Raw genomic sequence first — 14586 nt, 5'->3', positions numbered from 1 at the left:
CTTTGCCGGGTTTTTTGTTGGCGGGGCGGTGATTTGAGCGGATTTCGTCTCAATGATGCCAAACTGTTCAAAGGCGCCGTGATTTCCAAAGCCCAGGCGTCGATGTTGTTGTCCGAGTAGGGCTTGTCCGTTTCGTAAGGTTTTTGATTGATGCTGGTTATTTCCAACAACGTGCACCTGCCCGACGCCGAGATCGAGCTGACCGCCATCCGTGCCCAGGGCGCGGGTGGGCAGAACGTCAACAAGGTGTCGAGCGCGGTGCACCTGCGTTTTGACATTTCGGGGTCGTCGTTGCCGGAGTTCTACAAGGAGCGGTTGCTGGCGCTGCGCGACAGCCGGATCACCAGCGAAGGGGTGCTTATACTCAAGGCCCAGCAATATCGCACGCAGGAACAGAACCGTGCCGATGCGTTGGAACGTCTGGTGGAGTTGATCCTCAGCGCCACCAAGGTGGAGAAAAAGCGCCGGCCGACCAAGCCTACCCTGGGTTCGAAGAAGCGGCGCCTGGAATCCAAGACCAAGCGCGGCAGCATCAAGGCGGGGCGTGGCAAGGTCGACTTTTAGTCGCCGCGTGCCTCGCGGGCCAGGGGCGCTTGCCGGTAGAGGTACACGCTCAGCAGCAAGCCACCGAGGGCGGCGAGGGCGGCGAACAGGAAGATCGACGCAAAACCGAAGCCTGCCGCCACGGCCCCGGCCAACGGACCGGTGATGCCCAGGGACAGGTCGATAAACAGCGAGTAGGCGCCCACCGCCGAACCGCGGCTGGACGCGGGCACCAGGTTGACCGCTTCCACCCCCAGTGCCGGAAACACCAGGGAAAACCCGAACCCGCTCAATGCCGCGCCGGCCAAGGCCAGGTTGGCGTCAGGCGCCAGCCACAGCAACAGCAGGCCGAGGATCTCTACTGACAGGCACGCAATCGCCACGCGAAAGCCGCCGATGCGGTTGATCAAATTCCCGAACAGTAGCCGTGCGCCGATAAAACTGGCGCCAAACAGGCTCAGGGCCCACACCGCGTTATCCCAGTGCTGAGTGGTGTAATACAAAGTGATAAAGGTGGCGATGGTGCCAAAGCCGATGGAACCCAAGGCCAGCGCGCAGCCGTGGGGCAATACACGGCCCAGCACGTTCATGAACGGTAAGCGCACACCGGCCACGATCGGCGCGGCAACCTTGTTCCAGGCCAGCAAAAGGCCGACGACGGCCAGCAGGATAATGCTGACGCCCATGCTCCACAGCCCGAATTTTTTCACCAGCACTACGCCCAACGGCGCGCCGACGGCCAGCGCGCCATAGCTGGCAATGCCGTTCCAGGAGATGACCTTGGCCGTATTCGCCGCGCCAACTCGGCCGATGCCCCAGCCGATGGCGCCAGACCCCACCAGGCTTTCTGCGCTGCCCAGTACCAATCGACCGACGAGCAGGCTGCCCAGGCTGACAGCCGGCAGGTTTGAAAACCACGCAGCGAGCAACATGAACACGCCACTCAGGCCGCAGCCCGCCAGGCCGATCAGCACCGCGCGCTTGCTACCCAGGTTATCGATGATTTTGCCCGCGTAAGGACGGCTCAGCAGGGTGGCCAGGTATTGCACGCTGATCACCAGCCCTGCGATCACCGCGCCATAGCCCAACTCACTGTGGACATAGCCCGGCAATACGGCCAGGGGGATACCGATATTCAGGTAGCCGATAAAGGTGAACAACACGATGGAAACAACTTGCAGCGTGACCGCCATGGGGCGCTGGGTATCTGGCATGGGAAGAGGTCCACTGTCGCAGCAGGTAAAGATAGGCTGCTAATGATACCGGTGCTTTGACGTGTGCAGGGCGGTAAAACGCAAAAACGTCAGATCAAAAAGACGTCAGGTTTTGGTCGGGGCCAGTAATTGGGTGGTGACCAGAGCAGCCAAGGCGTTTTCCTGGGTACCGAAGCGCTTGAGCAGTACGGCTTGCTTGTCCGCGCTGAGGCGGTTCCACACCTCGACCATCTGCAAGGCAGCGTCGAGTACGGCGGTGTCCGGGGTATTGGGGAGGGTATCGGTCATGGCGGGGATCTCGGAGGATTCAGGCAGTGTGGAAAGCGCTCAAAGCTGCGCTTTCCACACGGTCTGGTACGGCGTCAGTCCTGGCTTTTGCTGTCGACTGGTTTTGCTTCTTTGGCCTCAGGCTGCTTCGCGCTGGCCTGCTGCGGTGTTGGCTGCTCAGTTTCGTGCAGGCTTGGGAAGGGGAGATTAGGTATCTCGTGCATCGTCGTCGCTCCTCGCAAGGTCTGTTTTTTCAATCGCAGGTGATTCCGCGCTCTCAAAAAGCTTTGGCAGGATACAGCACTGTAAATGACAAAAAGACTTTTATATCGGCGGATGCACGAACCTTTATGGCTTCACGCAAGTGACAAGAGGTCACACCGTTCAGAACGGCACCTTGCCCAGGATCATGTCGCGGTACATCACAAAATCTCCCAGCAGGCTGTAGAACGGGTGCTGAAAGGTTGCCGGGCGGTTCTTTTCGAAGAAGAAGTGTCCGATCCAGGCAAAGCTGTAGCCGGCAATCGGCACGGCCAGCAATAGGCCTAACGACCCCCTGCCAATGGCATAGGCCAAAATACCGATCACGAGGGTGGTGCCGATAAAGTGCAGGCGACGGCAGGTGCTGTTGGCATGTTCGGCCAAATAGTAAGGGTAAAACTCGGCGAAGCTATTGAATCGCTTGACGTTTTCCACGGTGACCGGCCCTTTTGATTGTTGTGCCGCCCAACAGATGTTCGGCGGGGAGCTTATTTGAGTCTAGAGTGATCAGTGGTAACAGCCAGTGACATTAGATGCCACTTTAGTATCCTTGGATTCCTGGCTGCCGTTATGAGCCTGCTTTATTAAGAAGACGCCATGAGCGAACGAACAACTTCTGCAAGCTGGGCGATGGGGATAGTCAAGGCACTGGAAATGGATGGTCTGGATTGCCGCGCCCTGTTCAAGCAACTGGGCCTTGACTACGCCGCCCTCAATGACCCCGATGCTCGGTTCCCGCAAGACTCCATGACGCGCCTGTGGCAACGGGCAGTCGAGCTGTCGGGCAACCCCGCGATTGGCCTGAACATGGGCAAGGTAGTGCGCCCGGCGTCGTTTCATGTGGCGGGTTATGCGCTGATGTCCAGTAACACCCTAGCCGAGGGCTTCATGCGGCTGGTGCGTTACCAGCGGATCATTGCCGAAAGCGCCGACTTGAGTTTCCGACTGCTACCCGAAGGCTATGCGCTGATTCTGACGGTGCATGGCGATCATCTGCCGCCCACAAGGCAAAGTGCCGAAGCCTCTCTGGCCTGTGCATTGGCACTATGCGGCTGGCTGACCGGCCGTACCTTGCAGCCGCGAAAAGTCATGTTGCAAGGTGAACAACCGGCGGACCTGGAGCCTTATAAGCAAGCTTTCCACGCACCATTGGAGTTCAACGCGCCCTATGACGCGTTGATTTTCGAACGCGCCGACATGGACGCACCGCTGCCGACGGCCAACGAGGCGATGGCGTTGTTGCACGACCGTTTTGCCGGTGAATACCTGGCGCGTTTTTCCGAGAGCCGCGTGACCCACAAGGCGAGGCAAGTGCTGTGTCGTCTGCTGCCCCAAGGCGAACCCAAGCGTGAAGTGGTGGCCCAGACGTTGCACCTGTCCCAGCGCACCTTGCAGCGGCGTCTGCAGGAGGAGGGCACGAGTTTCCAGACCCTGCTCGACGACACCCGCCGCGAACTCGCCGAGCAATACCTGGCACAGCCGAGCATGACGCTGCTGGAGATTGCCTACCTGCTGGGCTTTGCCGATCCGAGCAACTTCTTTCGCGCGTTTCGCCGCTGGTTCGATACCACGCCCGGCGAATACCGGGCGCGGTTGCAAGACACGTCGACCGTCAGTGACGCCAGAACGCCGGGATGCACAGAACAAAGACTGTGATGATCTCCAGCCGGCCCAGCAGCATGCCCAGGGACAGGATCCACTTGGCCGCATCCGGCAGGCTGGAGAAGTTGCCCGCCGGGCCGATCGTTTCCCCAAGGCCGGGGCCGACGCCGGAGACGGTACTGGCGGCGCCGGTGAGTGCGGTCATCCAGTCCAGGCCCAGGAGCGACAGGGCTAACGCGATAGCGCAGATGGTGATGGCAAAGAAAAACGAGAAGGTCAGGATCGAGCGCACGATCTCTTCGTCGAGACGGTGGCCGTTGTACTTCTGCTTGATCACCGCGCGCGGGTGAATCAGCTGGTTCAAGTTGGCCTTGAGCAGGATATAGGCGACCTGGAAGCGGAAGATCTTGATCCCACCGGCGGTGGAACCTGAACAGCCACCGATAAAGCCCAGGTAGAAGAACAACATCAGTGAGAAGTTGCCCCACAGACTGTAGTCCCCCAGCGCAAAGCCGGTGGTCGTGACGACTGAGGTGACGTTCAACGCCACGTGGCGCAGTGCATCCAGCCAGTGCAGGTTGGTGGTCCACCAGTACCAGGTGCCGAGCACCAGCCAGGTCACTACCAGCAAACCGAGCAAGCCCTGTACCTGCTGGTCCCTGAGCAGCGCCCGGCGGTTGCCGCGTAAAGTGGCGACGTACAGGGTGAATGGCAGGCTGCCGAGGATCATCACCACCACCGCGACCCAATGCACCGCCGGTTGTTTCCAGTGGGCCAGGGATTCGTCGGAGGTAGAGAACCCACCGGTGGAAATCGCCGACATCGCATGGTTGATCGCGTCAAACAGGCCCATGCCGGCCCACCAGAACGCCAGGCTGCCGAGGATGGTGATGCCTACATACGCCGCCACAATCAGCCGCGCCACCATGTGAGAGCGGGGCATAACCTTTTCCGAACGATCCGAGGACTCGGTCTGGAACAGGCGCATGCCGCCAATGCGCAGCAGCGGCAGGATCGCTACCGCCATGCCGATAAACCCGATACCGCCTAGCCAGTGCAGCAGCGAACGCCACATCAGGATGCCCGGCGACATGCTGTCCAGCCCGCTGAGCACCGTAGAACCGGTGGCAGTAATGCCGGACATGCTTTCGAAAAACGAGTCGGTGTAGCTGATGTGCTGGGTCAGCAAAAACGGCAGCGCGGCGAACACACACACCACCACCCAACTGGTGACCGTCAGCAGGTACATGTCCCGCGGGCGCAGGTGCACGTGCTCGGGGCGACCGGGGATTACAAGGGCAAGGCCGGCGATAAAGGTGATGAGGCTGGCCCACAGGAACGAGGGCAGGTCGCTGGTGCGTTCGAAGATCACCAGGGTGGCCATGGGCACGACCATGGCGATCGCGAGGGTGATCAGGAAGATGCCGATGATGAAACCGATGATGCGTAGGGTCGGCAACGCCATGAAATGAGCTCGAAATAGGGCAGAGGCGTCATTCTACCTAGGGTGCAGGGCATGTAAACCGGGCCTTGAAAGCGACGCAAATCAAATGAGGGAGGGGGCTTGCCCCCGATGGCGGTGTATCAACGAAGGAAATATCTGCTGAACCAGCGCTATCGGGGGCAAGCCCCCTCTCGCATTGGTTCCTGGGTGGTGGTACTGCTGTGAAAGGCAGGTAAAAAAAAGGCGACCCGAAGGTCGCCTCATTCAACACGGCACTGATCAGAACTCGTGATCAGCGTTATCCGGGTTCAGGTCGCTGATGCCCAGCTTGCCCGCTGCGGCTTCGATCGAACCGGTCTGCTTGACCAGCGAAGCAATCGCGTCGCGCACGATTTGGTTGCCTGCGTCGTTGCCGGCCGCGATCAACTGGTCGTAGTGCTCACCCTTGTTGGCATGATCAACGATGACCTGCATCTTGGCTTCGGTCGCAGCCAGGTCGGCCTTCAGAGCGGTGTCGGCAGCCGGATCGGCCTTGGCTACCAGGGACGACAGGCTCGCGCCGGTCATCTTGGTGCCGTCGACGCGGGTGTATTCGCCCAAGTAGACGTTGCGGATGCCCTTGGCGTCGTAGAACTGCGAGTTGTGGGTGTTATCGCTGAAGCAATCGTGTTCGTCTTCCGGCGAGTTGGCTTCCAGGGAAACCTTCATGCGCTCACCGGCCAACTCGCCCAGGGACAGGCTGCCCATGCCGAACAGCATTTTGCGCAGGCCGTCGGTGGCAGGTTCTGCCTCCAGGGTGGCGCGGTAGTTGTCTTCGACGTTGGGTTTCCAGTTGCCGACCATTTCCTGCAGGTCGCTGACCAGCAATTGGGTCACGGCGCTGAGGTAGGCACGACGACGCTCGTTGTGGCCGCCAGTGGCGCCATCGCCGGTCAGGTAGTCCGAGGCAGGACGGTTGCCGGCGCCAGGGCCGGTGCCGTTCAGGTCTTGGCCCCAGAGCAGGAATTCGATGGCGTGGTAGCCGGTGGCGACGTTGGCTTCGGAACCACCCAGCTCGTTGAGACTGGCGAGTTTTTCCGGGGTGATGTCCTTCACTTCGATCTTGTCTTCGCCGACCTGGATCTCGGTGTTGGCGATGATGTTGGCAGTGGCGCCAGGGTTACCCAGGGCGTGCTCGTAGGATTTGTCGACGTAGTCGATCAGGCCTTCGTCCAGGGGCCAGGCGTTAACCTGACCTTCCCAATCATCAATGATGGTGTTGCCGAAGCGAAACACTTCGCTCTGCAGGTACGGCACGCGCGCTGCAACCCAAGCGGCACGGGCGGCTTTCAGGGTTTCGTCGTTGGGCTTGGCGAGGAAGGCGTCGATAGCGGTTTGCAGGGTTTTTGCGGTGGATTCGGCATCGCTGTACACCGCGAAGACCATATCGGCGTAATGCGCGACAACGGCCTTGGCAGCCGCTTCGTCGACCTGACCGGCAGGAGTGGCAGCCGCTGGAGCGGTGGTGCTGGCGGCCGGGGTCGGCGCCTGGGGCGCTGCGGCCTTGTCTTTACCTTCGCCGCAACCGGCGAGAGAAATGGCAATGGCCAGCAGACTGGCGGTGGCCAGGGGCATACGAATCATGGCGAACATCCTGCTTCGGTTGTTAATAGGGCACGCGGGGGCGCGCAAAACTGCAACATAATGCGAAAGATTTGCATTTTGTGTAAAGGGTTAAACGTGGGAAATATTCAGTATCGTTTTGCCACGTCAGAGAATGGCTGCGTTATTACGCTCAGCCTGCTTCAGAAAAATTGCCAGCTCCCGGGCCTGCAAGGGTTTGCTGTAGTAGTAGCCCTGACCTTCATGACAGCCCTCAGAGATGATGTAGGCCTCTTGCTCGGCGGTTTCCACGCCTTCAGCGATGACCTGCATGCCCAGGCTTTTGCCCAGTTGGATAATCGCCCGCACGATGGTGGCATCGTCGTCGTCGTCCAGCAGGTCTTGGACGAAGCTTTTGTCGATCTTGATCTTGTCCAGCGGCAGGCTCTTGAGATAGCTGAGCGATGAATAGCCGGTGCCAAAGTCATCGATGGCGATCAACGCCCCGGAGCGGCGCAGGCTCAGCAGGTGTTGGGCGGCGGTGCTGATGTCTTCCATCAGCCCGGTTTCGGTAACTTCCAACTCCAGGCTGCGCGGCGGTAAACGGTAAATCTGCATCAGGTTATTGACCACCCGCGGCAATTCGGCGTGGTGCAACTGCACGGTGGACAGGTTGACCGCCATGCGCAGGTCGATGAAGCCCTGGTCATGCCATTCGCGCAATTGCCGGCAAGCCTGGTCCAACACCCATTCGCCGATCGCAATAATGGTGCCGTTCTGTTCGGCCAGCGGGATAAACAGGTCCGGCGGCACCAAGCCGTGTTCTGGATGTTGCCAGCGGATGAGCGCTTCCACACCGACCACATGCTGGTCGCGATAGCTGATCTGCGGTTGGTACACCAGGTGAAACTGGTCACGTCCCAGGGCTTCCCGCAGGTCTTTCTCCAACTCACGGCGACGGCGCATCTCGCTGTCGACGCTGGCGATATAAAACTGATAGCGGTTGCGCGAACGGCTCTTGGCCAGGGTCATGGTCTGTTCGGCTTTTTGCAGCAGCTTCTCGGTGCTGTCGCCGTCTTCCGGGAACAGGGTGATGCCGATGGTGGCCCGCAGGCGAATCTGTTCGTGGTCGAGGGCGAATTCCCCTTCCAGATCGTCGAGGATACTTTGCGCCAGTTCGGCGGCTTCATAAGGCTGTTCGATATCGGCCTGTACCAGGGCGAACTGGTCACCCCCCAAGCGGGCGAGCGCGCCGAGGCGGCCGCTGTGGGCCCGCAGACGGTCGGCCAGGGCGAGTAGCAATTTATCGCCGGCCTGGTAGGTGAACTGCTCGTTTACGCTTTTAAAATCATCCAGCCCCACGCACAACACCGCTACGCGGCGCTGACGGCGGCCGGCGTCGATCAGGATCTTGTCCAGTTGCTCCTGCAGTTTCTGGCGATTCGGCAGGCCGGTCAGGAAATCATACTGGGCCATGCGCAGCAGGCTGCTTTCTGCTTCGTGGCGCAGATGGGTATTACGTTCGATAGATTCGAGTAACTGATTGGCGGTATTGATCCACAACCCTAATTCGTTGCGTTCATGGCCCTTGAGCTGCGGGATCTTGTGTTCGCTGGGGCGGTCCGGGTTGATCGACGTCAGGTGCCCGATAATCCGCGACAGCGGCTTGGTCAGCAGCCAGTGATACACCAAGTACAACACCAGGCCCATGGCCAATGCGCGTAATACCCCGGAAATAAAGATGATCACTGAGCTGACAATAAAGCCTTTGCCATAGGTGGCGGTGTCGAGGGTGATGCTCAGGTCGCCGTAGTACTCGCTGTAGGGGCCTTTGCCGACCAATGCGGTGGTGAACGTGCGCTCCTGTCCCAGAATCAGGTCGGTCAACCAGCGGCTGGAGGAATGCTGCAAAGCGCGGCTTTTTTCCGCGAGCATGGTTTCGTTGGGATGGCCGATGGAGGCCATGCGCACGGCATCGTCCTGAAACAGGCCTTCAATCACCTGCATACCCATCTCGCGGTCCAGGCTGTAGACAGCCTGGGTCGAGGGGTCGCGGAACATGTCGAGGATGCGCTGGGCATCTTCGGCCACGGCCTGGCGCGTCTTGTAGGCATCGAAAACGATCTGCGCCACGCTCAGCGCAACGCCCACGATCAATGCCGACAGCAGCACAACCCGTAGCAACTTCACCGACAAGCTGTTTTTGAGTTCCAGCTTCAAAGGGGCATTCCTTGTCTCATGCGGGTGGCCTTCAATATGCCATGAGTATTGGCAATCTGGTGATGGCAGTCAAAGGAACATTGCAGGGAGAAGGGGATGGATGTTTTGTTCGGGCATGGGGCAGGAAAACGGCGGATTTGATCCGCCGTTATTTGTTACGCGTGCGAGTGCGAAGGGGCGTTAAGCGGGTGGCGGATTAAAACTCAATTTTTGGCGGGGCTGGTGGCTGTTGATCCGCCCCTAACTGAGGAGCCTTGGCGCCCAATATGTCCTTAACCACATCCATCCCTATTTCCGCCGCTTTACCCAGGACAGGCAAGAGCGCGGAGGCTGCGCCGCCGATCATCGACATTGGATTCATCACTGATTCTCCGACATTGAGTGAGAGGTGTATTCCTCTCACCGGTTGGGTGGCGTATTCCTCTTATTGAGTTCCGCACTTCCCGGTCGGTCCAGAGTCGACGCCCACAAAAAAGCCCGGCAATCGCCGGGCTCTTTCTACTGCAAGGGTTGCTTAGGCAGTGAAGGTCTTGCCTTCGAACTGCTCAGCCACGAACTTCCAGTTGACCAGGTTCCAGAACGCTTCCACATACTTTGGACGTACGTTGCGGTAGTCGATGTAGTAGGCGTGTTCCCATACGTCGCAGGTCAGCAGCGGGGTGTCGCCGCTGGTCAGCGGGTTGCCGGCGCCGATGGTGCTGGCCAGGGCCAGGGAACCGTCAGCCTTTTTCACCAGCCAGCCCCAACCGGAACCGAAGGTGCCGACGGACGTCTTGGTGAACTCTTCCTTGAACTTGTCGAACGAACCGAACGCAGTGTTGATGGCTTCAGCCAGCGCGCCGGTTGGTTGGCCGCCGGCGTTTGGCGCCAGGCAGTTCCAGTAGAAAGTGTGGTTCCAGACCTGAGCGGCGTTGTTGAAGATGCCGCCCGAAGAAGATTTGACGATCTCTTCCAGAGTCTTGCCTTCGAACTCGGTGCCAGGCACCAGGTTGTTCAGGTTCACGACGTAGGTGTTGTGGTGCTTGTCGTGGTGGAACTCCAAGGTTTCCTTGGAGATGTGCGGCTGCAGGGCATCGTGTGCGTAGGGCAGCGGCGGCAATTCGAAAGCCATGATGATTCTCCTAATCAGGTCAGTTGCGGTGAGCGCAAGGCCGATCACGGGCGGCCAAACAAGCGCCGGGGAGTTTGTACTCTTTGCGGCGCAGGGGCAGGATCATAGCACCGGGGGTGCGGCAAAACCACGCAACAACTGTGTGGGATAGAGGTTCCAGAGCCTTTTGGAATAAGTTCATGGCGCGCTTATTAATTGGTAAGCCACGCTGAACATCATCACTGCCACCACCAAGTCCAGCAGCCGCCATGTGGCCGGGCGTGCGAGCCAGGGGGCCAGCCACGCGGCGCCGAGTGCCAGGGTGGCAAACCACAGGAATGATGCACTTGCGGCCCCTGCTACGTAGGCGCCAGGTTCGGTCTGTTGCGCGCCGAGTGAGCCGATCAGCAGCACCGTGTCCAGGTAAACGTGGGGGTTGAGCAGTGTCACCGCCAAGGCACTGAGCATCACCGCGCGCAACGAGCGCACTTTGAGGTTGCCGCCTTGTTCCAGGCTCTGTGTCGAGAACGCCCGACGCAGTGCCAGGGTGCCGTACCACAACAGGAAGGCCGCGCCGCCCCAGCGGGCAACTGCCAACAGCAGCGGGTTCTGCGCAAGGACAGTGGCCAGGCCGAACACCCCGGCCGCCACCAGTAGCGCATCACACACCACGCACAACGCCGCCACCGGCAGGTGATGTTCACGGCGCAGGCTTTGCGCCAATACAAAAGCGTTCTGCGTACCGATGGCCATGATCAGGCCCAGCGCCACCAACAGCCCATTCAGATAGCTTTGCCACATAGGGTTTACTCCGAGTCCGTAGCCAGTTGCCGCAACACATGCATCGCGCGTTCTGCATCGGCCCGGCCGACAAATAGATGGTCGTGGTAGTAGCCGGCAATCACGTTACAACTGATCCCAGCCTTGCCCAGCGCACTGGCGAAGGCGGCCGTCAAGCCAACGGCTTCCAGGGCTGAATGCACATTCAGGGTGATCCAGGCGGCTACGTAATCGAAGGCCAACCCAGCGTGTTCGGCTTGCTGGCGTTCCAGGATCAGCGTCAGGCCTTCCTGTTCACGGAAGCTGCCGATCACTTCGCATCCTGCCGGGATGTTGTGATCGGGCAGGGTGCAGAACACGTAATCACCGTCATTGAGGTGAGGGCTCATACTGCGCAACAGGGTTGCCAGGGCGGTTTCGCCGGCCATGTGAGATTCCTTAATAGAAGTAAGCAATGCTGGTCATTCTCACGGGCTTACCTGTATAAGAAAAACCAATACTGCTGATCGCTCATTAGAGAAACTGATGTTCGACTATAAATTGCTTTCCGCCCTGGCGGCGGTGGTGGAACAGGCTGGCTTTGAACGAGGCGCCCAAGTGCTGGGGCTGTCGCAATCGGCGATTTCCCAGCGCATCAAATTATTGGAAGCGCGCATCGGCCAGCCGGTGCTGGTGCGCGCCTCACCGCCGACGCCGACCGATATTGGGCGACGTCTGCTTAACCATGTGCAGCAGGTGCGCTTGCTGGAGCGCGATCTGCAAAGCCAGGTGCCCGCGCTGGACGAAGAAGGCATGCCCGAACGCCTGCGCATCGCCCTCAATGCCGACAGCCTTGCCACGTGGTGGGCTGAGGCCGTCAGTGACTTCTGCGCCGAACAGCATTTGCTGCTGGATCTGATTGTGGAAGACCAGACCGTTGGTCTCAAACGCATGCGCGCCGGTGAAGTGGCTGCGTGTATCTGCGCCAGCGAACGTCCGGTGGCCGGCGCCCGCAGTCTGTTGTTGGGCGCCATGCGCTATCGGGCCCTCGCCAGCCCTGCCTTTATTGCCCGTCACTTTCCACAGGGAGTGCGCGCCGATCAACTGGCCCGCACACCAGCGCTGGTGTTTGGTCCGGACGACTTCCTACAGCACCGCTACCTGGCATCCCTCGGCGTGGACGGTGGTTTCGAACACCACTTATGCCCATCGTCCGAAGGCTTTATCCGCCTGGCGGAATCCGGGCTTGGCTGGGGATTGGTGCCTGAACTGCAGGTGCGCGACCAGCTGGAAAAGGGTGTGCTGATGGAGTTATTGCCAGATAAGCCCATCGATGTGCCGTTGTACTGGCATCATTGGCGCAGTGGCGGGCAGTTGTTGGGCCTGCTGACCGATCACTTGGCCCACGCATGTGGCCAATGGTTGGTGCCGTTGGACTGAGAGCGGTCGTCAAGGCAACAGCGATGAAAAACGAAAGAACACGGGGTAATACATGAAGATTCTGGTCACCGGCGCAAGCGGCTTCATCGGCGGGCGCTTTGCGCGTTTCGCCCTGGAGCAGGGCCTGGACGTGCGGGTCAACGGGCGGCGCGCCGAGGGTGTGGAACACCTGGTACGGCGCGGCGCCGAGTTTATCCAAGGTGATCTGAACGACGCCGACCTGGTGCGCGACCTGTGCCGCGATGTCGAAGCCGTGGTGCACTGCGCGGGTGCGGTGGGACTGTGGGGGCGTTACCAGGACTTTCACCAGGGCAACGTGCTGGTCACCGAAAACGTCGTTGAAGCCTGCCTTAAACAGCGGGTTGGGCGCCTGGTGCACCTGTCGTCGCCTTCGATTTATTTTGATGGCCGCGATCATCTGGGCCTGACTGAAGAACAAGTGCCAAAACGCTTCAAACATCCCTACGCTGCGACTAAATACCTGGCGGAACAAAAGGTTTTCGGTGCCCAGGAGTTCGGCCTTGAAGTGCTCGCCCTGCGCCCGCGTTTCGTTACTGGTGCCGGGGACATGAGCATTTTCCCGCGCTTGCTGAAAATGCAGCGCAAGAAGCGCCTGGCGATCGTCGGCGACGGCCTGAACAAGGTCGACTTCACAAGTATCCATAACCTCAACGAAGCCCTGCTCAGCAGTTTGCTGGCCCCCGGTTCGGCGTTGGGGCGGGCCTACAACATCAGCAACGGCGCGCCAGTGCCGGTGTGGGATGTGGTGAACTACGTGATGCGCCAAATGGAACTGCCTCAGGTCACCCGGTATCGGTCCTACGGCTTGTCCTACAGCGTGGCGGCGTTGAACGAGGCAGTCTGCGCACTGTGGCCCGGGCGCCCGGAGCCGGCGTTGACGCGTCTGGGCATGCAGGTGATGAACAAAGATTTCACCCTCGACATCAGCCGCGCCAGGCATTATTTGGATTACGAGCCGAAGGTCAGCCTGTGGACCGCCCTCGACGAGTTCTGCAGTTGGTGGAAGGCGCAGGATCCGGGGCTCAAATAAGGTCACACCAGGCAACACATCGGGAACCGAATTCAGGGTTCCGGGTCGATCAGTGCGACGGGGCTGGGGTTTATACTCCCGTCGCTCGGCCACCAGCCAGCTAACTCACCGATTCAGGGTTGATTCATGCGTAACGATGCTAAAGACGATTTCGACAACGTTCCCAGCCTGCGGGCCGATCATGGGGATGACGATGATTTCGAACCTTCCCCGGCCACCTCGGTGCGTTCGCGCAACGTGCCGGTCGTCAAGGTCAAGGGCGCCAGCACCGGCCCGCTGTGGGCATTGATCGGCGCGCTGCTGATCGCCTTTGCCGGCCTGGCCTGGTGGAGCTTCCAGCAGATATCCCTGATGGGCCAGCAGTTGGTTGCCACCCAGGAAAGTTTTGCGCGGATCAGCGAAGAAGCGGCGGGGCGCCTGCAGGATATCTCCGGCAAAGTGGTGGCCAGCGAAGCCAGCGTGAACAACGGCAGCGAAGCATTGAAACTGCAGATCAAGCAGTTGGAAAGCCAACTGCTGGAGCAGGGCAAGCAGCAACTCGGCGTAGCCGGCCAGGCCACCGAACTGGACAAGCGTCTCGCACAAATGACGTCCAGCACCAACGAGCTGTCGAGCGCCAATGCCAAGCTGCAAGGTCAGGTGCAGGCCCTGACCGACGCCGTAGCCAGCCTCAAGGCTGCGCAAGGTGATGCAGGCAAGCGCGACGGTGAGATAAAAGAGTTGGTCGCCGACGTTGCCGCGTTGAAAAAACAAGGCAACCCAAGCGCCGCCATCGCCCGTCTTGAGCAGGATTTGGTTGTGCTCAAAAGTGCGCAGGACAACCAGCCGGCCAATAACGATGCGCCGACCAATAAAGAGTTCGATGTGTTCCGCATCCAGACCACCCGCAATATCACTACCCTGCAAAGCCAGGTGCAGAACCTGCAACAACAGCTCAACGCACCGGCGAAGATCACCCCTCTGGGTCAATGACCAAAACCAGCCTTAATGTGGGAGGGGGTTTGGTCCCGATGGCGGTGGATCAGTCAATAGATGTAACGACTGACACTCTGCTATCGGGAGCAAGCCCCCTCTTACATTTGGATTGGATGCTGAGGGTGGAATAATGCTCACC

15 protein-coding genes are annotated in these 14586 nt (G+C 59.8%); 5 read left to right on the top strand and 10 right to left on the bottom strand.

Annotated elements, in window-relative coordinates; genetic code table 11:
* Positions 1–150: 150 nt before the first annotated feature.
* Entirely contained in the window at positions 151–564 is a 414-nt protein-coding gene (gene arfB, locus LRO94_RS22510; protein WP_032890984.1) for an alternative ribosome rescue aminoacyl-tRNA hydrolase ArfB, read from the top strand.
* Here arfB and LRO94_RS22505 read toward each other — a convergent pair.
* From LRO94_RS22505 to LRO94_RS22495, 3 genes are all read right to left on the bottom strand, one after another.
* Positions 561–1757, bottom strand: coding sequence for an MFS transporter (locus LRO94_RS22505; protein WP_179179946.1), 1197 nt, complete (start codon positions 1755–1757; stop codon positions 561–563). The genes arfB and LRO94_RS22505 overlap by 4 nt on opposite strands.
* A 105-nt stretch (positions 1758–1862) precedes the next feature.
* A complete protein-coding gene (locus LRO94_RS22500) occupies positions 1863–2045 on the bottom strand; it encodes a hypothetical protein (protein ID WP_032890986.1) in 183 nt (60 codons plus the stop codon).
* Between the two features lie 363 nt (positions 2046–2408).
* Positions 2409–2720, bottom strand: a complete 312-nt coding sequence (locus tag LRO94_RS22495; RefSeq protein WP_032890988.1) for a DUF962 domain-containing protein — start codon at positions 2718–2720, stop codon at positions 2409–2411.
* A 162-nt stretch (positions 2721–2882) separates the two neighbouring features.
* Here LRO94_RS22495 and LRO94_RS22490 point away from each other — a divergent pair, with 162 nt between their 5' ends.
* On the top strand, positions 2883–3941 hold the full coding sequence (locus LRO94_RS22490) for an AraC family transcriptional regulator (protein ID WP_032890989.1): 1059 nt from the start codon (positions 2883–2885) through the stop codon (positions 3939–3941).
* On the opposite strand, the gene LRO94_RS22485 is transcribed toward LRO94_RS22490, so the two are convergent.
* The 7 genes from LRO94_RS22485 to LRO94_RS22455 all read right to left on the bottom strand — a co-directional run bounded on the left by LRO94_RS22485 (position 3898) and on the right by LRO94_RS22455 (position 11430).
* Entirely contained in the window at positions 3898–5352 is a 1455-nt protein-coding gene (locus tag LRO94_RS22485; RefSeq protein WP_032890990.1) for a TrkH family potassium uptake protein, read from the bottom strand. The genes LRO94_RS22490 and LRO94_RS22485 overlap by 44 nt on opposite strands.
* A gap of 258 nt (positions 5353–5610) precedes the next feature.
* Complete coding sequence (locus LRO94_RS22480; RefSeq protein WP_179179947.1) at positions 5611–6954, bottom strand: imelysin family protein; 1344 nt, start codon at positions 6952–6954, stop codon at positions 5611–5613.
* A gap of 126 nt (positions 6955–7080) precedes the next feature.
* Positions 7081–9132: a putative bifunctional diguanylate cyclase/phosphodiesterase gene (locus LRO94_RS22475; RefSeq protein ID WP_179179948.1), complete on the bottom strand. Its 2052-nt coding sequence runs from the start codon at positions 9130–9132 to the stop codon at positions 7081–7083.
* 196 nt (positions 9133–9328) lie between these two features.
* Positions 9329–9493 carry a hypothetical protein gene (locus LRO94_RS22470; protein ID WP_163033191.1) on the bottom strand — a complete coding sequence of 55 codons (165 nt, stop codon included), beginning with the start codon at positions 9491–9493 and terminating at the stop codon, positions 9329–9331.
* A gap of 153 nt (positions 9494–9646) precedes the next feature.
* Complete coding sequence (locus LRO94_RS22465; RefSeq protein WP_032862548.1) at positions 9647–10243, bottom strand: superoxide dismutase; 597 nt, start codon at positions 10241–10243, stop codon at positions 9647–9649.
* 177 nt (positions 10244–10420) lie between these two features.
* On the bottom strand, positions 10421–11023 hold the full coding sequence (locus LRO94_RS22460; RefSeq protein ID WP_032890993.1) for a LysE/ArgO family amino acid transporter: 603 nt from the start codon (positions 11021–11023) through the stop codon (positions 10421–10423).
* A 5-nt stretch (positions 11024–11028) separates the two neighbouring features.
* A complete protein-coding gene (locus tag LRO94_RS22455) occupies positions 11029–11430 on the bottom strand; it encodes an ACT domain-containing protein (protein ID WP_032890994.1) in 402 nt (133 codons plus the stop codon).
* Between the two features lie 97 nt (positions 11431–11527).
* Here LRO94_RS22455 and LRO94_RS22450 point away from each other — a divergent pair, with 97 nt between their 5' ends.
* The 3 genes from LRO94_RS22450 to LRO94_RS22440 all read left to right on the top strand — a co-directional run bounded on the left by LRO94_RS22450 (position 11528) and on the right by LRO94_RS22440 (position 14444).
* Positions 11528–12421 carry a LysR family transcriptional regulator ArgP gene (locus LRO94_RS22450; RefSeq protein WP_179179949.1) on the top strand — a complete coding sequence of 298 codons (894 nt, stop codon included), beginning with the start codon at positions 11528–11530 and terminating at the stop codon, positions 12419–12421.
* A 52-nt stretch (positions 12422–12473) separates the two neighbouring features.
* A complete protein-coding gene (locus tag LRO94_RS22445; protein WP_032890997.1) occupies positions 12474–13472 on the top strand; it encodes an NAD-dependent epimerase/dehydratase family protein in 999 nt (332 codons plus the stop codon).
* Between the two features lie 126 nt (positions 13473–13598).
* Positions 13599–14444, top strand: coding sequence for an ATPase (locus LRO94_RS22440; protein ID WP_032890998.1), 846 nt, complete (start codon positions 13599–13601; stop codon positions 14442–14444).
* The last annotated feature ends 142 nt before the right edge of the window (positions 14445–14586 follow it).

This window comes from Pseudomonas sivasensis, assembly GCF_021391435.1.
GTDB lineage: Bacteria > Pseudomonadota > Gammaproteobacteria > Pseudomonadales > Pseudomonadaceae > Aquipseudomonas > Aquipseudomonas sivasensis.
Note: the sequence above shows the minus strand (reverse complement) of the source record. Positions and strands in the feature narration are given on the sequence as shown.